12 protein-coding genes and 1 tRNA gene are annotated in these 19,200 nt (G+C 45.1%); all 13 read left to right on the top strand.

What is annotated here, in order from left to right; translation table 11 throughout:
• Nucleotides 1-71: 71 nt before the first annotated feature.
• The 13 genes from GK108_RS02625 (at nucleotide 72) to GK108_RS02565 (ending at nucleotide 19,128) form a co-directional block, all read left to right on the top strand.
• Nucleotides 72-2,453, top strand: coding sequence for a M1 family metallopeptidase (locus GK108_RS02625; protein WP_163942309.1), 2,382 nt, complete (start codon nucleotides 72-74; stop codon nucleotides 2,451-2,453).
• 26 nt (nucleotides 2,454-2,479) lie between these two features.
• Nucleotides 2,480-4,882: a M1 family metallopeptidase gene (locus GK108_RS02620; protein ID WP_163942306.1), complete on the top strand. Its 2,403-nt coding sequence runs from the start codon at nucleotides 2,480-2,482 to the stop codon at nucleotides 4,880-4,882.
• Between the two features lie 92 nt (nucleotides 4,883-4,974).
• Nucleotides 4,975-5,048 (top strand) — tRNA-Pro (locus GK108_RS02615).
• 955 nt (nucleotides 5,049-6,003) lie between these two features.
• The gene (locus GK108_RS02610) at nucleotides 6,004-6,837 is read left to right on the top strand and encodes a MotA/TolQ/ExbB proton channel family protein (RefSeq protein ID WP_163942304.1); all 834 of its coding nucleotides are present in this window, start codon (nucleotides 6,004-6,006) and stop codon (nucleotides 6,835-6,837) included.
• A gap of 63 nt (nucleotides 6,838-6,900) precedes the next feature.
• Nucleotides 6,901-7,527, top strand: coding sequence for an ExbD/TolR family protein (locus GK108_RS02605; protein ID WP_163942300.1), 627 nt, complete (start codon nucleotides 6,901-6,903; stop codon nucleotides 7,525-7,527).
• Between the two features lie 44 nt (nucleotides 7,528-7,571).
• Nucleotides 7,572-8,108: an ExbD/TolR family protein gene (locus GK108_RS02600; protein ID WP_163942297.1), complete on the top strand. Its 537-nt coding sequence runs from the start codon at nucleotides 7,572-7,574 to the stop codon at nucleotides 8,106-8,108.
• Between the two features lie 4 nt (nucleotides 8,109-8,112).
• Nucleotides 8,113-8,937: an energy transducer TonB gene (locus tag GK108_RS02595; protein ID WP_163942294.1), complete on the top strand. Its 825-nt coding sequence runs from the start codon at nucleotides 8,113-8,115 to the stop codon at nucleotides 8,935-8,937.
• A 177-nt stretch (nucleotides 8,938-9,114) separates the two neighbouring features.
• Entirely contained in the window at nucleotides 9,115-10,095 is a 981-nt protein-coding gene (locus GK108_RS02590; RefSeq protein WP_394366267.1) for a PstS family phosphate ABC transporter substrate-binding protein, read from the top strand.
• Between the two features lie 191 nt (nucleotides 10,096-10,286).
• Nucleotides 10,287-11,960: a tetratricopeptide repeat protein gene (locus tag GK108_RS02585; RefSeq protein WP_394366266.1), complete on the top strand. Its 1,674-nt coding sequence runs from the start codon at nucleotides 10,287-10,289 to the stop codon at nucleotides 11,958-11,960.
• Nucleotides 11,961-12,133: 173 nt separating this feature from the next.
• Entirely contained in the window at nucleotides 12,134-12,712 is a 579-nt protein-coding gene (locus GK108_RS02580) for an adenylate kinase (protein ID WP_163942286.1), read from the top strand.
• A gap of 62 nt (nucleotides 12,713-12,774) precedes the next feature.
• Complete coding sequence (obgE, locus tag GK108_RS02575) at nucleotides 12,775-13,785, top strand: GTPase ObgE (RefSeq protein WP_163942283.1); 1,011 nt, start codon at nucleotides 12,775-12,777, stop codon at nucleotides 13,783-13,785.
• A 113-nt stretch (nucleotides 13,786-13,898) separates the two neighbouring features.
• Nucleotides 13,899-16,805, top strand: coding sequence for a T9SS type A sorting domain-containing protein (locus GK108_RS02570; protein WP_246224633.1), 2,907 nt, complete (start codon nucleotides 13,899-13,901; stop codon nucleotides 16,803-16,805).
• Between the two features lie 175 nt (nucleotides 16,806-16,980).
• Nucleotides 16,981-19,128: a T9SS type A sorting domain-containing protein gene (locus tag GK108_RS02565; protein WP_163942276.1), complete on the top strand. Its 2,148-nt coding sequence runs from the start codon at nucleotides 16,981-16,983 to the stop codon at nucleotides 19,126-19,128.
• Nucleotides 19,129-19,200: the final 72 nt, after the last annotated feature.

Raw genomic sequence — 19,200 nt, 5'->3', positions numbered from 1 at the left:
CAGAATACGATTCTAGCAAACTTCTTTTTTTTGTATTTTTAGCACTTTAGTCAACAACTACAAATCTGTTTATGCAAAAGATAATTTTGCTGGTAACAAGTTTAACCATTTCAACATGGTCTGCCTGGGCTCAGTCTCCCACCCCACCGTCGCAACGAGCTAATACGCGATTTGAGCAGCTCGGCCCCATGCTACCAACACCGAATACGTTCAGAACAGCCTCTGGTGCTCCTGGAAAAGACTATTTCCAGAACCGTGCTGATTATGACATCAAGGTAGCGCTGGACGATGCGCATCAAAAGATTACAGCTTCGGAAACGATTACGTATCACAACAACTCAACCGACATACTCCCCTACGTGTGGATACAATTAGATCAGAACCTGTTTCGTCCTGATGTTATCAGCAAAACATCGCAGACGGGTGGTATCAATGCCGAACGAGGAGCCTCCCTGCAGCAACTAAACGCGACTAAAAGTCTAGCCGAGAAAGATTATGGCTATAAAATTACCTCCGTCCGTGATCAGGCCGGAAAACCAATAAAATATACCATCAATGAAACCATGATGCGGATTGATCTGCCCCAACCCGTATCACCAGGTAAATCGGCTACGTTCTCGATAGACTGGAATTTCAATATTGTTGATGTTAGAAACGTAGGAGCACGGTCTGGCTATGAGTTTTTCCCGAAAGATGGTAATTACATCTACGAAATGGCTCAGTGGTTTCCTCGTTTATGTGCCTATAACGACGTAACGGGCTGGCAGAACAAGCAATTCCTGGGTCGTGGCGAGTTCACACTGATTTTTGGTAATTATAAAGTGGCTATTACCGCACCGAACGACCATATTGTTGGCGCAACAGGTGAGCTTCAAAACGCAACGCAGGTGTTAACTCCCACTCAGCAAAAACGCTGGAATGAAGCGAAGAACAAGGGTGATAAAGCGGGTGAAAACCCTGTTCTGATTGTGACCCAGGCCGAAGCCGAAGCGGCCGAAAAGGGCAAACCAACCGGAACAAAAACCTGGATCTATAAGGCCGATAACGTCCGTGATTTCGCATTTGCCAGTAGTCGCAAATTTATCTGGGACGCTCTTCAGCCAAACGTAGAAGGCAAACGAGTTTGGGCCATGTCGCTCTATCCTAAAGAAGCGAATCCGCTTTGGGGCCAGTACTCAACCCGGTTGGTAGCCCACACGCTACGTTCCTACTCACGCCGGACAATTGCTTATCCATATCCGGTAGCCTACTCGGTACATGGTCCCGTTGGTGGCATGGAATATCCAATGATGAGTTTCAACGGCGCCCGTCCAGAGGCCGATGGTACGTATTCGGTCGGAACCAAGAACTTCCTGATTTCGGTAGTGATTCACGAAGTCGGCCACAATTTTTTCCCCATGATTGTGAACTCCGACGAACGGCAATGGTCGTGGATGGACGAAGGGTTAAATACGTTCCTGGAAGGGCTAGCGTGTCTCGAATGGGATGCTGATTTCCCAGCTCATGGCATCGATCCTCAGTATATCGTTGATTATATGCGACTGGATTCGACCCAGCAGGTGCCCATCATGAGTAGCTCAGACAATATTCCGGGGAATACCTTTGGGCCAAATGCCTATACCAAGCCAGGTACGGCCTTGAATATTCTTCGGGAAACAGTGATGGGCCGCGAGTTGTTTGATTATGCCTTCAAGGAGTATGCCCGGCGCTGGGCCTTTAAATCGCCCGAACCGGCTGACTTTTTCCGTACCATGGAAGATGCATCAGGCGTTGACCTGGATTGGTTCTGGAAAGGCTGGTTCTATACCGTACAACCCGTTGATCAGGCATTGGTGAAAGTAGACTGGTTCCAGGCCAGCTCTCAAAACCCCGACATTACCAAAGCCGACGCTCGCGCTGAAGCCCAGCGTAAAATGAATACAATCAGTAAGCAGCGGGATGCGCTGAGTAAAGATGAAACGGTAGTAGCTCAGGACAGCACCATGCGCGACTTCTATAATCGCTACGATCCCTACGCAGTAACTGATAACGACAAGAAAAAATATCAGGACTATCTGGCTTCGCTAACGGCCGAAGAACGGTTGCTGGCCGAAGCGGGCACTAACTTTTATACGCTGTCGCTACAAAGCAAGGGAGGCATTCCGATGCCCGTTATTATCCGAATGGAATTTGAAGATGGCACCGATTCGGTAGCCCGGTTTCCAGCCGAAATCTGGCGTTTCAACGACGTAGCAGTCAAAAAAGTTATTGCAACACCTAAGAAAGTAAAGCAATGGACACTCGACCCATTCTACGAAATAGCCGATATAAATACGGAGGATAATTCATTTCCTCCTGTGGCTAAACCGACTCGATTCCAATTATTTAAGCAGCAGGGAAGAAGCAGTGCTCCTAACCCGATGCAGCAACAACGGCAACAGGCTCCTGCCCGACAAGGTACTGGTAAAAATTAACCCAAGCATTTAACTTCCAATAGACTATGAGAAAAACAGTGTTACTAGCTGGTTTGGCCCTGTGGTCATCTGCCTTACTGGCTCAGGCACCAACCGCTCCGACGCAAAACGCCAATACGCGTTTTGAACAGCTCGGCCCCATGCTCCCTACGCCAAATACGTTCAGAACAGCGGCTGGCGCTCCTGGGAAGGATTATTTTCAGAATCGGGCTGATTATGACATCAAGGTTGAACTCGATGATGCGAATCAAAAAATTATAGGTTCTGAAACCGTTACATACCACAACAACTCGACCGACGAGCTGCGTTTTATCTGGTTACAGCTCGATCAGAATCTGTTTGCGAAAGGTTCGATTGGGAGCGTAACACGTACAGGAGGAGTGAATGAGAACGGAATGAGTTTCACTCAATTACAAAATCTAACTTCCGTTCGGGAACGTAGCCAACAGCAGGCCAGCGATAAATATGGGTATAATATTACAGCGGTTAAAGATGCGAAATCGAACAACCCGCTGAAATACACCATTAATCAGACAATGATGCGAATTGATTTACCGGCTCCTCTGAAGCCAGGTACCAGCTATTCGTTCAATGTTGACTGGAACTACTACGTTACGGAGTATTACGGACGTAGCGGTATGGAGTTTTTTCCAAAGGATGGTAACTACAACTACTTTATTGCTCACTGGTTTCCTCGTTTGTGCGCTTACAATGACGTAAACGGCTGGCAAAACAAGCAGTTCCTGGGACAGGGTGAATTCACATTGATCTTCGGCAACTATAAAGTAGCAATTACCGCCCCTGCCGATCACGTTGTAGGCTCTACCGGAGAATGCCAAAACTACAAACAGGTATTATCGGCAACGCAGCAAAAACGTTTGGCTCAAGCCGCTACGTCGAAAACCCCGGTTGTCATCGTAACACAGGCAGAAGCAGAGGCCGCAGAAAAAGCAAAGCCTGGCGATACAAAAGGGAAGAAAACCTGGTTGTTCAACGCCCAGAATGTTCGCGACTTTGCCTTCGCCAGCAGCCGCAAATTTATCTGGGATGCTATGCAAACAGATGTGTACGGCGATGGCCATAAAATCTGGAGTATGTCTTTTTATTCTAAAGAAGGCAACCCGCTTTGGGGGCAGTACTCAACTCGCGTCGTTGAACATACACTAAAATCGTACGGCAATCGGACTATTAAATATCCCTATCCAGTAGCCATTTCCTGTCATGCTACGTCTGGTGGCGGAATGGAATATCCGATGATTTCATTTAATGGTGGTCGTCCTGAGCCAGACGGTACGTATTCAGAGCAAACCAAAGCGGGCATGATCGGCGTCATTATTCATGAAGTTGGTCATAACTTTTTTCCCATGATCGTCAATTCCGACGAACGCCAGTGGACATGGATGGATGAAGGCCTTAATACGTTCTGCCAATACCTTGCAGAAAAAGAATGGGACTATAACTTCCCAAGCCGTCGTGGCGAGCCTCAATACATTGTCGACTACATGAAGTCTGACAAATCAGTACTGTCGCCTATCATGACCTCCTCCGACAACGTAATAAGTCTTGGTCCGAATGCCTACGCTAAACCAGCGACAGCCCTAAATATTCTTCGGGAAACGGTAATGGGTCGCGAGTTATTCGATTATGCGTTCAAAGAATACGCTCGGCGCTGGGCATTCAAATCGCCCGAACCGGCTGACTTTTTCCGCACCATGGAAGATGCATCAGGGGTTGACCTGGATTGGTTCTGGAAAGGCTGGTTTTATGGCGTAGAGCCAGTTGATCAGGATCTGGTAGAAGTGGACTGGTTTCAGGTAGACTCGGGCGATCCAGTAGCAACCAAAGCGGCAGCGAAAGCTGAAGCGCTACGTCGGGCCGGAACTATCAGCAAACAGCGTGATGCAGCTACAAAGGCTGAAACAGTAGTGGCACAGGATAGCAGTATGCGTGACTTCTACAACAGCTACGATCCTTATGCGGTTACAGACACCGACAAGAAAAAATATCAGGACTATCTGGCCTCACTCAGTGAAAGCGAACGTAGTGCTTTAGAAAAGAGCGCAGGTACCAATTATTATACCTTATCCCTGAAAAATAAAGGGGGAGTACCGATGCCCGTCATTATTCGGATGGAGTTTGAAGATGGCACGGATTCAGTGGCCCGGTTTCCAGCCGAGATTTGGCGTTTCAATGACGTAGCAATCAAAAAAGTTATTGCAACACCTAAAAAGGTAAAGCAGTGGACACTCGATCCTTATCAGGAGATAGCAGATATTGATACGGAAAACAATTCCTTTCCTCGTGTAGCACAACCGACTCGCTTCCAGCTGTATAAACAGCAGCGCTTCGGACCGCAGGGGTTGAATCCGATGCAGCAACAGCGCCGGACCAATCAGCCCCCTGCCACTCAGGGAAGTAGTAAAAACTAACGGATCGAGAGTAGAATGAACGCAATACAAGAAAGAAATTTCACATCCAGTATTGTTCATTCTACTCTCTTTGCTATTTTTGCGCTCCGATTCGGGATGTAGCGCAGTCCGGTAGCGTGCTTGCATGGGGTGCAAGAGGTCGTGGGTTCGAATCCCGCCTTCCCGACTAAATCATTAAGACGCAGTAATGCGTCTTTTTTTATAACAAAAAACGGCCTTTCGGCCGTTTTTTGTTATTTACAAGCAAAGTATAGCTAATTCATAATTGCCTGATTGGGTTCATAGTCGACCAAGTCCTTCCAGAACGAGGTTCCTCGCCATAGTGATAATAAGGCATGTGTCGTAAGCGCTCCACAAGTCAAGGCAACAATATCGAGTAAAATAGAAAAAGTTAGCCAGCCAGCAAATGGCCATTTTTCTGATAGGCTAGTAAGCTTCTGAAAAAAATCAAACGTAGTTACACCTAACGTAGCAAATACGGTTATAAATCTAAAGCAGTATAAGTATATCATCATCTTGAATGGTGTCCTGCCAAACTACAAAGAACCTGGGCTGATCAAATAAAACGTATAAATAATCTAAGTTATTTGATAACCCTAACCTATTTAAGTATAATTTTTTATTAGTATCAACCAATACGTATATTATATACGATTAGATACTTCCTGTAGATTTCAGTAAACAAAAAAATTTTGTTCTGCTTTATGGAATCCAGAAAGTTGATGCATCAATAGACTAAAAGCAATTCAACAATTTTTTGCTAAGACTTTCTTAACAATTATTTTATGAACAAGGCCCCTCCTATTCGTAAGCGACTCAACATCAGCTATCGGGAAGTTTGGCTGTTGGCACTTGAAAAACAAGGTTTTACCGGACAATTCATCTATAAAATACTGGAATTATAAAACAAGGAGTATGATGTTAATTGTCGATAAATTGTAAAGAGCAAAGAAAATTTGGCTAATACGTTTGCATTGTATTCGTCGGAAAAACCTTAGTTTTGTAGAGGTTTCGAAGGCTTTCACTCAAATTTTTAACTGAACAAACCGAAAGAGTCTAAATTTTTTGCTTTTTTTACCGGGCAAACCAACTTTCAAATTTAACCCTACAGTCTAGTTCCAATGAAAACACAAACTCCTTCTCCAGCACCAGCCAAAGCAGCGGCACCAAAAAAGAAGTCAGGTGGCTTGAACCCCGCATTAGTAATTCCAGTTTTGCTGCTGATTGGTATCCTGACGTACATGTTCGTCTTTGGTGATGGCAGCCACTTCCAGGAAGGTGACAACACAAAAGAACCTCTACCAGGCGATTACTTCGGTACTGTCTATAAAGGTGGATTTATTGTACCAATTCTGTTTACCTGTTTCTTAACCGTACTTGTGTTCTCTATCGAACGGTTTATCACGATCGGCCGCGCTAACGGTACAGGATCAATCGACGATTTCGTACAAAAAGTAAAAGCTGCGCTTGACCGCAATGACGTAGCATCTGCTATCCAGGCTTGTGATAAGCAAAAGGGTTCAATCGGTAACGTTGTTAAAACAGCCCTGGTAAAATACCAACAGTTAGCTACTGATACGCAGTTGGACAAAGAACAGAAACTAGTAGCTCTGCAGAAGGAAGTGGAAGAAGCTACTACGCTTGAGCTACCAATGCTGGAAAAGAACCTGACGATTATTGCTACGCTTGCTTCGGTTTCTACACTGATCGCCCTACTTGGAACGGTACTTGGTATGATCCGTGCTTTCGCAGCTATGGGTGCTACGGGTCAGCCTGACACAGGTGCTCTATCGACCGGTATTTCTGAAGCTCTTGTAAACACCGCTCTTGGCATTGGTACAGCTGCTATTGCAACGATCATGTATAGCTACTTCACTAGCCGTATTGACGTTCTGACCTACAACATCGACGAAATTGGTCTGAGCATTCAGCAGAACTTCGCTGCTCACTACTAGTCGATAGTGTATAATTAATCACCTGCTTAGCTTAGGCTGGGCAGGTAGCAAACAAAATAACTCATGCCAGCAGTTAAAATTAAACGTGCCAGTTCTTCGGTGGACATGACGGCAATGACCGACGTGGCATTCCTGCTGTTAACATTCTTTATTCTGACAGCGCAATTCCGCTCTCAGGATGCAGCAGCAATTGAAACGCCCTCGTCTATTTCCGGCATCAAAGTTCCCGATAGCGACATCATGACCATTGGTCTTGGCAGAGATGGAAAAGTTTATTTCGGTATTGATAACCAGCAGCACCGCCTGGCCATGCTTGACAACATCGCAGCAGCAAAAGGCATCACTTTCTCTCCTAAAGAGAAAAGTGAGTTTGCGCTCATGTCAAACTTTGGACTTCCTATCAGCCAGCTGAAATCATACTTGAATCTACCTAAGGAGCAACAGGCAAAAATTAAACAGCCAGGTATTCCAACAGATTCAACCGGAGCCGGAGCAACGAATGAACTTAAAGATTGGGTATTTAACGCTCGTAAAGCTAATAACGCTCTTCGGATTGCTTTAAAAGGTGACAACCTGGCTAAGTTTCCTGAGTTTAAAAATGTATTAGCTACGCTTCAGGCGCAAAATATCAACAAGTTCAACCTGATTACAGGTACAGAAGCCCCTCCTGCTGGGTGGAAACCTGATTGATTGCACAAAAACGATTTTTCACCACGCGAATCTGTTAAGAAAACATGGCAGAAATTAACACCGGTGGTGGTGGTGGTAAGCATGACGGTGGTAAGGTACGGTCAAAGAAAGCGTCAACCCGTGTGGATATGACGCCAATGGTTGACTTAGGCTTCCTTCTCATCACCTTTTTCATCTTAGCCACCACCTTGAGCAAACCATCTTCGATGACGCTCAACGTGCCGGATAAAACTCAAAAAGAGGAAACAGAGCCTATCAAGGCTTCGAACGTAATGACGATCTTCCTGGGGAAAGACAATAAAGCGCATTACATTTTCGGTAAGGCCGCAAACGAAGAACCAGAAGTAAAGACCGTTGGATATGGGTATGACTTTCGTCAGGCCATTCAGGAGAATGCAAGAAAAGTACCAGCAGATAAGTTCGTAGTAGTTATTAAGCCAACAAAAGAGTCATCTTACAAAAATATGGTAGATGTACTTGACGAAATGGCTATCACGAAAACGAAGCGGTATGCTCTGGTGGATCAGTTAACACCAGACGAGAAAAAGCTTCTCAAGGACAAAGTAAAATTAGACGCATAACACCATGGCAGAATTAGACGCAAAGGCAACACTCGATGATATCGTGTTTGCCAATCGGAACAAAGCATATGGTGCCTACGATCTGCGGAAAACCTATCCCAAGACCGTTACTCGTGCCCTAGTTATTGGTGGTATTTTATTTACACTAGGTGTTCTAACACCGACCATCATCACAGCTTTGACCCCAGAACCGGAAGAACAGGCAATGGTAGAAGTGGATTTAATGAAACTTCCACCACCACCTATCGACCCGAACGAGCCACCACCACCGCCACCACCACCGGTAGAAGTACCAAAAGTGAACACGGTGAAATTCCTTCCACCGGAAGTAAAGCCGGATGAAGAGGTGCCGGAAGAAACTCCTCCACCAGCTGTAGAGGAACTCAAAGAAGCTGTTGCTGCTGAGAAAACGCAGGAAGGGGATCCTAATGCAGAAGAAGTAATTGCCGCTCCTGAAGCTACAGCCGCTCCAACTAAAGTAGAAGCTGCCGTAGAAGCCGCCCCTAAAGAAGAAGAAATCTTTACGGTGGTTGAGCAACAGCCAGAGTTTCCAGGTGGTATGGCCGCTTTAGGTCAGTACCTTGGTAAAAACCTCCGGTATCCAGCAGCAGCACAGCGTGCTAACATATCTGGCCGCGTATTCGTAAGCTTTGTCGTAAATACGGATGGTAGTATCCAGGACGTACAGGTACTGAAAGGCTTAGGATTTGGTACGGATGAAGAAGCGCAACGCGTTGTAAAAAGCATGCCAAAATGGCGTCCTGGTAAACAATCAGGCCGTCCGGTTCGGGTAAAATACAACCTGCCGATCAACTTCACGCTGGAATAAATCACTCTATGCGCGGACAAAATCGAGGTCCAGCGAAGCTAACACTATTCATTTCAGTACTAGCTTCGCTGGCATACTTGGGAGGAGGCATCGCACTGATAGCCTCCTCTCAGTCTTTTGGAGTGTTTCCTGATCCAGGATTTCTCCGATATGGATTAGCAACACTGCTATTACTTTATGGAAGTTTCAGAGCTTATAGAGCTTACCAAGGTTTTCGAAGCAATGACTAAATTTAGAATTTGGTGGGCAGTTCTGATTACGGGATTGTTTGTTAGCTGTGACAATGGAAAGCCCAAATTAGACAACCCATCCAGAGGTACCATTGTAATAGCAGCCGACGAATCGTTTAAACCTTTAGTCACTCAGCTTACCTCCGCTTACTCAGGTATTTACCCTGATGCCCATTTTAAGATTGTATATCGTCCTGAAAAGGAAGCTATAAATCTTATGCTCCAAGATAGTGCGCGAGTTGCTTTTACGACCAGAACCCTAACAAAGGGAGAGCAAGCTGTTTTAGACAAGAGTAAAATTGTAGGATCAGCAACTAAATTAGCGACGGACGGGGTGGCACTCATTATTAATCGGACAAATACTGACAGTTTGATTACAATGAGTGAGCTAAAAAATATTTTTTCTGGCAAAATCAAAAACTGGTCACAGTTACCAGGCGGTAGTCAATCGAATCCTATAACCCTTGTATTTGACAATAACAATTCGTCAAATTTAGAGTTTGTATTAAATACCTTTGGCATTACAGACGTAAATAACCTACGGATATTTACAACCAAGTCGAATCGCGAGGTTATTGACTTTGTCCGTGATAACCCATCAGCTTTAGGTTTTATAGGAGTTAACTGGATTAGCGATGGTGATGAACCACTAACTGGAGAACTCTCAAAAGACCTTCGAGTAATGGGTGTTTCACCAAAAGATAACCCAACAGGGCGGGCTGACTATTTTCAGCCTTTTCAGGAAGACTTAGGTATGCAACGTTACCCATTACGTCGGCCGGTATACGCTCTAAGTCGAGAGGCTCATCCGGGGTTGGCTGGTGGATTAGTAAATTACGTTATTCGGGATGCCGGATCGCTTATAATCTATAAGTTAGGCCTTTGGCCCTCTGTACCATATAATCGAGAGGTTAATCTAAGAAAATAGGGAAGTTTTTAGGTTTCACCGCAATTTTTTAGTTTTGTCAATTGTTTAGTATTCATAAAACCTTTTTTTCAATTTCCAACCTGAAATACATGATGAACAACCAGAGAAAATCGCTGTTGACCATCCTGTTCATGGGGGCTACCCTGACTACTCCATTAGTAGCACAGGATCTCCAAACCGCTCTGAAAGACGTGGAGGCTGAGCGATTTACCAAAGCAGGCCAAACTCTTACCCAGTTAGCCTCCAGTTCACCATCAGCTGAGAACCAGTTTTATTTAGGCTATTATTATCTCAGAAGCGGACAAATTGATCAGGCTAAAGCAGCTTTTGAAAAAGGCGCAGCTGCAGATGCAAAAAATCAGCTAAACAATGTAGGCTTGGCCGGCGTAGCATTAGCAAAAAAAGACCGTGCTGCGGCTAAAACATTGATTGATAACGCCGTTGCAGCTACCAAGAGCAAAAATCAGGATGTTCTGATCCGCGCCGGGGAAATGTACACTCTGGAAGAAACAAATGATCCAGCTGAAGCAATACGTCTGCTCACTATTGCCGATGAGAAAGACAAAAAGAATGAGAACGCTGAGATTGAAATGCTTCTTGGTGATGCATACTTCTTGAAAAACGACGGAGGTAACGCTATTTCCAAATATGAAAATGCATTAGCAATCACGCCAAATCTGGCAGAAGCTAACTACAAAATTGGTCGTCTTTATCTACGTGGTAAAAACTACACCAAGGCACAGGAATATTTCAAGTTAGCGATTCAGAATGATCCAGAGTTTGCCCCTACGTATCGCGCCTACGCTGATGCTCTTGCCAACTCTCGGGCCTACAAATCGGCTGCCCAAAACTATGAGCTATACGTTCAGAAAAGCGGTACAACAGATCCAGAGCAGTTACTGGACGTAGCACGCTATAAGTTCCTTGCAGAAGATTACCAAGGTGCTATTACATATCTTGATCAATTAAAGGGCAAAATTAACAACCCAATTATTGATCGGATGTATGGATGGGCTTATACGGCATTGAATAAAAACAACGAAGCTGTTGAGTCTTTGAACAAATTTATCACTACAGCACCCCAAAAAGTAATCTATGATGATTACAAATACCTGGGTCGTGCTTATGGCCAGTTAGCAACTCCTGAAGGAGACTCTCTGAGCGTTATTAATCTGGAGAAAGCAGCTGCAGAAGATACAGTTGATAATTTGTATCGTGAAATCGCTAAGAAATATTATGACTTGAAGCGGTTTGACAAAGCAGCAGCTTACTACGACAAAACAATTAAGCATGATAAAAAACCGCAGAATAACGATTATTTGTGGTTAGGTCTGGCTAGTTACCAATATGCTCCACGCGTTGGTCGCGATAGTACAGCTGCACCAATGGATTCAGCTCAAACAGCTCAGTTGAAGCAACAGTATTATCTTACTGCCGACTCTGCTTTCCAGCAAATGGCTCAGAAAATCGAAGCGGATGGTAAAACATACCCACTTGCTTATTACTACAGTGGAATGGCTAACTACTACGCTTATTCTAAAGACCCAGAAAAAGCTAGTGAAGCAGCTACGCCTATCTTCCTGAAGTTCATTGAGCAGACCACGGATAAGAAAGATCCAAACGACAAAACCGATTATTCTCGCTACCAGGTAACGGCCTATAAAACACTCGCAGGCTTCAGTATTGCGAAAAAAGACGATGCCAAAGCCAAAGAGTATTTCAACAAAGTTTTGGAAATAAGCCCGAACGATGCCGATGTTAAGAAAGCGTTAGAAGGGCCTAAAGAAACCCCTGTGCAAGCGACAAAACCTGCAGGTAAGCCAGCGGCTAAACCAGCAGCGAAGAAAAGTACAGCAGGTAAATAAAAACAACTGATTAGTTTGTAAAAAAGCGTAGATGATCCATCTACGCTTTTTTATTTGATTTCCAGTTAATAAAAAGCGCTAGCTAGCCAACAATCCTTATATTATTTTTCGAGTGTAATCGTAACTTTGCGGGCGCAAATTTTCACCCAGACGACACTACTAAAAAAAGCCGTATGCTTAACCTTGTACTGTTTGGCCCTCCAGGAGCCGGCAAAGGAACCCAAAGCGAGAAACTGATCCTTAAATACAACTTAGTTCATTTATCTACGGGCGATTTGTTACGTTCACAAATAGCGGCAGGCACGGAGCTAGGCCTACGGGCAAAGCAACTGATGGATCAAGGCTTATTAGTACCGGATGAGGTTGTTATTGGCATGATTGAAAATAAGCTGCAGGAAAATCAGTCTGCTGCAGGCTTTATTTTTGACGGTTTTCCACGTACTGTTCCTCAGGCGGAAGCCTTAGATCAACTATTAGCACAGCATAATACTCAAATCACAACAATGGTTGCATTGGTTGTCGATGATGAGGAATTAACACGTCGCTTATTGTTACGTGGACAAACGTCTGGCCGGCCAGACGACCAAAATGAAGAATTAATACGTCGCCGAGTAAAAGAGTACAATGACAAGACGGCTCCGGTTGCCGGCTATTATAATCAACAAGGAAAATTTGCCGCTATCGATGGCATCGGCAATATTGAAACAATATTTGACCATATCTGCGCTGAAATTCAGCAAGCAAGCAATTAGGTCATTCCATCGTTAACAGCTACTCTGTGTATGTATGATAGCTGTATGGCACTGTAAAACATATGGCTTCATCTAATTTCATTGACTACGTAAAAATAAATTGTCGTTCAGGAGCGGGCGGAGCGGGCTCGGTACACTTTAGGCGAGAAAAACATACGCCGAAAGGGGGGCCTGACGGTGGCGATGGTGGACGAGGAGGACATATTATTTTGAAGGGCAATGCCCAACTCTGGACATTACTACATTTAAAATATCGGAAACACGTAAAAGCCGGAAATGGCGTTGCAGGAGAAGGTGGCCGCAGAAGTGGGGCACAAGGGGAAGATGTTATTCTTGAGGTTCCTCTAGGAACAATCGCCAAACACCCTGATACTGGCCAGCAACTAGCTGAAATTACCGAGGATGGTCAAGAGCTGATTCTGTTCCCAGGAGGTCGCGGAGGTTTAGGGAATACTCATTTTAAGTCATCGACACAACAAGCACCCGATTATGCCCAGCCTGGCGAAGCGGGTATGGAAGAATGGGTAGTACTAGAGTTGAAGCTTTTAGCGGATGTAGGCCTGGTTGGATTTCCTAACGCGGGAAAATCAACGCTCTTATCTGTTCTCTCAGCAGCCAAACCCGAAATTGCTGATTATCCGTTTACAACCCTTGTACCCAATTTAGGAGTCGTTGCCTATAGAGAGTATAAGTCATTCGTAATGGCTGATATTCCAGGTATTATAGAAGGAGCTTCACAGGGTAAAGGATTAGGACTTCGGTTCCTGAGACACATTGAACGAAACTCTGTATTACTATTTCTAATACCAGCTAATAGTGCAGATATCCGCCAAGAATATAATACGCTTTTAAACGAACTGCGTGAGTACAATCCCGAACTCATGGATAAAGATCGGTTATTAGCCATTTCAAAAATTGACTTAGTTGACCCGGACGAATTAGTACGTATTAAAGAATCGTTACCCAAAAAATTACCAGTAACATTTGTTTCGGCAGTCAGTCAACAAGGATTAAATGAATTAAAAGATAGCATTTGGCAGTGTTTAAATACGACTGCTGAACCGACTGAATAAACAGATCGATCCATTTGGCCTTTACGGTACAACCTGGCCGCACTTAAAACGCTATGAAAAATATTTCGTTGGCCTGCAGTATTGTTCTCAGCATCCTACTGCCGACATTAACGATGGCCCAGCTTCAAGTTTCCTTCCCGACGAGTCGAGCGGTTTTTCAGCGAAATAGTGCTAACCAGGCCACATTCCGCATTACAGGTTATTATACGACGGCGATCACAGGCGTCCAGGCTCGCGTTCAAGCCAGAAATAATCAGGGCACTTCAACCGAATGGGCAACCATACAGGCAAACCCCACAGGGGGAATATTTGCTGGCGACATAACAGCCACAGGTGGTTGGTATGATCTTCAGGTCAGAGGGCTAAATGGCGATCAGCAGGTGGGTGATATTCTAACAATTGAACGCGTAGGTGTAGGCGAAGTTTTTGTCATAGCCGGACAATCAAACGCTCAGGGTGTACACAGAAGCGCCCCCCCTTCTACTGACGATCGCGTCAATAGCGTAAATTATAGGTTTCCAGATGGTGGCTTCCCTAATGACCCTCCCACTCCGCAGTTCTCTCATCTGGATAATAACGACAACTCCTTTATTGCCCCTCGTGGAACAGGAAGCTGGTGCTGGGGCCGACTTGGCGATTTGCTGGCCAGCCGTTTAAATGTCCCGATTTTATTTTTCAATGCTGCTTTTCAAGGTACATCGGTTAGAAACTGGAGCGATAGTGCCCCCGAAGGCGGCCAAGCTTATGGTTACGGAGGTTCGCCGTATCCAGCTCGTCAACCCTATATAAACCTAAAGCTGGCTTTACAGTATTATGCCAATATGCTTGGCATTAGAGCCATATTATGGCATCAGGGTGAAGCCGATAATTTATTTAATACGAGCACGGCCAGCTACGTAGCAGACTTAAAATTTGTTATTAATCAAACTCGGGACGATTACGGAAAACCCCTTAGCTGGATGGTTGCCAGAGCTTCGCACTATGATCCACTCGGCTCAAATCAAAATATTATTGCAGCTCAGAACCAAGTAATTTCAACCACAACAAACGTTTTTGCTGGCCCGGCAACAGATACCGTTCAAGTACCCAGAAACCGTCCTCCATTGAATGATCCCGACGGTGTGCATTTTGACTACAACGGGTTAGTTTCCGTATCTAATCTGTGGAATAGTAGTTTAAACGATGCCTTTTTCCAAAACTCAACCCCTCAGCCGCCTGCTTTAGCTCCTACTGTTTCGGTTGCTTGTTCAGGAAATAATCTAACCTTCACCGTTAATGGCAGCTATTCGTCCTTTCAATGGGAGTCTGGCGAAACAACACAAAGCATTACGAAAGGCCCTGGTTTATACCGGGCAAAAGTGAAAGACGCTAAAGGTAACACAAGCTTTACAGGATATGTGCGCGTATCAGCGACTCCAGTAGCTAGCGTAGCCAATAATGGTCTCCCAGCGATTTGTGAAGGTAGCGCACTGGCATTGACCAGTAACTATGATAACGTAACATGGATTAGTCAACCGGGCAATACAAGCCTGGCTTCTGGCCGGGCATTCAATGCGACCACTGCCGGCGGGTATGCGGTTCGGTATCGAGATGTGAGCGGCTGCGACTTTATTTCAAATACGCTGCAACTGTCTGTTAATCCTCTACCAGCCACACCAGTAGTTACCAATAGTAGACCAACAACCTTTTGCCAGGGCGATAATACGGTGCTGATAGCCTCCAGTAATAATGTTACGTATAACTGGAGCGACGGCCAAAAAGCCAAACAAATTACCGTAACGGGGTCAGGCTCATACAGTCTTACTGTAACAGACCAAAACGGTTGTACCTCGGCTCCTTCTAACGTGATTCCAGTAGTTGCGAACCCGGTTCCCGCAAAACCAGTTATCACTGCCAGTGGCTCAACAACCTTCTGTGCAGACCGTAACGTAGTGCTCTCAGCTCCCACTGATGCAGCCTATTTATGGACTAGTGGTCAAACGGTGCAAAGCCTGACGATTAGTCAATCAGGCGACTTTTCGGTTAAAACTCAGAATGTGTATGGTTGTACATCTGTCTTATCTGACGTAGTATCTGTTAAGGTTAATCCACTTCCAGCAACCCCGTCTGTAGCTGCTGCTGGAGCTACTACGTTCTGCGCCGGTAATAGCGTAGCCCTATCCGCAACAACTCCACTGAACATCGTGTGGTCAGACGGTCAAACAACAAAGACAATCTCAGTTACTCAATCAGGTAACTACGCAGCCCAGTCGCTTGACCAGAATGGATGCCTGTCTGTTTTTTCGACAGTCATAAATGTTCGGGTTAATCCTCTGCCAAACGCTCCAACGATTTTATCGAACCGTTCGCCAGAAATTTGCGATGGCGACCGAGTGACCTTCACCGTTGAAGGACCTTATACTGTTTTTTGGTCTACTGGAGATTCTACACGTAGTATTACAACGGGCACGGCCGGTGGTTACTCAGCAAAGGTGCGCGATCAGAATAGCTGTATTTCTCCTCAATCCACTACAACAACGGTAACAGTTAGAGCTTTGCCCCCTGCACCCTCTGTCAACGCCATAGGAACGTTTACACTCCAGGCTGTTAGCTCAACAAATAGCGATTTATTCAGATGGCGTAGAGATAGTGATTCGCTAACTGTCCAGACAGCAATCATAAAAGCGGGAACATCTGGAGCCTATACGGCAAGATCGTCGCAGGTTTATTCCAATACGCTTGTTTGTTACTCTCTTCCCTCAGTCCCTTATACACTCACGATTGACCCGAGTGTTAACGGCTTAAGTATCTATCCCAACCCCAACCCCGACAAAGTTGTTACTATTGAAACGCAGGAAAATATCGCGAACGCGACAGTGTCAATTTATACCCTAAATGGACAGTTGGTAACGACCCGAACTGTCAGCATTTTCGATGAGCGTAAACAACTCATCCTACGTGAAATTCCGGCGGGCGTTTATATTCTACAAGTACAGGGAACGAATTTTTCCCGCTCAAAACGAATTTTGTTAGGTTTATAATATTATAGCTCAACCTACCGTTCAATCAAAAAAACTACGCTCTACCCGCCCTATATAACAAAATAGTGCAAGACTAGAACCGTAGGGTTGAGTAAGGTCTGATTGTTGCATTGGTGCCTGCACAATTTGCGATCATCAATGTATTGTCAACAACAAGACCGATTTAAAGCGACACATGAGAAACAACTATTCATTATTATTATTTCTACTATCGCTGGTAGCAATAATATCTTTTCGTGTTCAGGCACAAACTACTCCGGTCATCAAAATTACGTATCCCGAAAGTCGGGCCGTATTTCAGAGAGGAAACGATAATATTAGTACCATTTATTTATCAGGGAACTTCTACCAACCCATCGATAGCGTCCAGGCCAGAGTTGTTGCAGAAGTAACGGGACAAGGATTAAACACAGATTGGGCAACTATACAAAGAAATCCTCAGGGCGGTATTTTTCAAAGCTCAATACGGGCACAGGGTGGTTGGTACCGGCTCGAAGTTCAGGCTTTTTCGGGAGGCACTGTAATTGGTAGCGATGTTATTCGAAAAGTTGGTGTTGGTGAGGTATTTATTGTAACAGGTCAATCAAACGCACAGGGCTTCCAGGGATTTGGGGCCGTGGGCGCTGCTGATGATCGTGTGAATTGTGTTACGTACGATAATATTGCGGCTAATTCACTTGCCGATCCCCCGGCCCCAAGCTTCCAGCAACTTAGCGCTAACTCTCTGATTGGCCCCCGTGGCCAAAGCGCCTGGTGCTGGGGTGTTTTAGGCGACCTGATTGCTAAGCAATACAATGTTCCTGTATTGTTCATCAATACAGCATGGCAGGCTACGGTTATTAAAAATTGGCGGGAGAGCGCTGATGGTATAGTTACGAAGAATATTTTCGCCATGGGTACTCCCAATGAAAATTTTCCAGCTGGTATGCCGTATGCCAACCTTCTGATTGCTCTACGTTATTACTGCTCTCTCCAAGGTTTACGCGCCGTTTTATGGCAACAGGGGGAAAATGACAACGTACCGCTTCACTCTACCCGTACGGCCTATGCTAATGATATGCAGTACCTGGTGAATAAAACCCGCTCCGATACTGATCGTTATCCTGCGTGGGTTTTAGCACGATCCTCCTACAATACAGGGCAGGTGAGCCAAGACATTATTCAGGCTCAGAACGATGTGATCAATACGTATAACAACAACGTTTTTGCAGGTCCATTTACGGACAATATCCAAATACCTCGCTACGAAGGCGAAGTGCATTTTGGTGGCGATGGCTTAAAACAATTAGGCCAGGCCTGGTTTAACAGCTTAAATTCGATCTTCTTTGCCACCTCGCGCCCGCTAACTCCGCTTGCTCAACCCTCTGTTCGGGTTGTCTGCTCTGGATCTAATAATAGCCTGACTGTCAGCTTACCCAATGCCTACAAAAGCTACACATGGAGTAGTGGCCAGACAACGCAAAATATTACGATCACCCAACCCGGCGTTTACCGGGCAACGCTAAAGGACAACACAGGTAATACTTATTTGTCTCCTTCGATTGACGTTCAGGGAGTTGTTCAACCTACGGTTCCTACTATTACACTCAATAGTCAACCAAATCAGGCAGCGGCCAGTCAGCAACAAATATGCGCTGATTCTGTATTAAGTTTGGGAGCCACAACATCGGCAGGCAGCTTTCCACTTTGGAGTACAGGTGTGTCTACCAAAACTATTTCGCTGACCACCTCCGGTACCTATTCTGTACAGGCTATTAATGTGTATGGTTGTAAATCGGCTCAATCGTCAGCTATTACGTTAACAGTACGTCCTAAACTGCAGGCACCAACCGTTCAGCAGGTAGGGACCTACTCACTCGAAGCTACCGTACCAACATCTACAGGAGCACAAACCAACCAATTTGACTGGCGACGTGCCAATGAAGTTATTCCTCAAAATAGCTCTGTCATAAAAGTGATTGTAAGCGGCAACTATTCTGCCCGGACAAAGGCTACGTTTACAATTAATAACGGTTCTAATTTAACTTGCTATTCTGACTATAGCGTACCTCAACCATTTGTATTTGATCAAACAACTGGCGGAGTTAGTGTCTATCCAAACCCAACGACAACAGGTACTGTAACTGTTGAAACAATCGAAAATTTAAAGGATGCCCTGGTTGACGTTTACTCACTCACTGGCCAGCAAATAGCTTCATACACAGTGCCTTTATTTAACGAGCGGAAGTCTATTGATCTATCTGGCCTTACACAAGGTGTCTATATTGTTCGGGTTCGTGCCGCCGGGTTCGATGTTGCCAGACGGATTATAGTAGCCCCCTAATCAAAGTTTTCAAAACGCTGGAATGCCAAGAAGACCTTCTCGTATGAGAAGGTCTTCTTGTATAAAATACGC

It is taken from the genome of Spirosoma terrae (assembly GCF_010435915.1).
Classification (GTDB): Bacteria; Bacteroidota; Bacteroidia; order Cytophagales; family Spirosomataceae; genus Spirosoma; species Spirosoma terrae.
The sequence above is the reverse complement of the archived record's forward strand: the minus strand, read 5'-3'. Positions and strand labels throughout refer to the sequence as shown.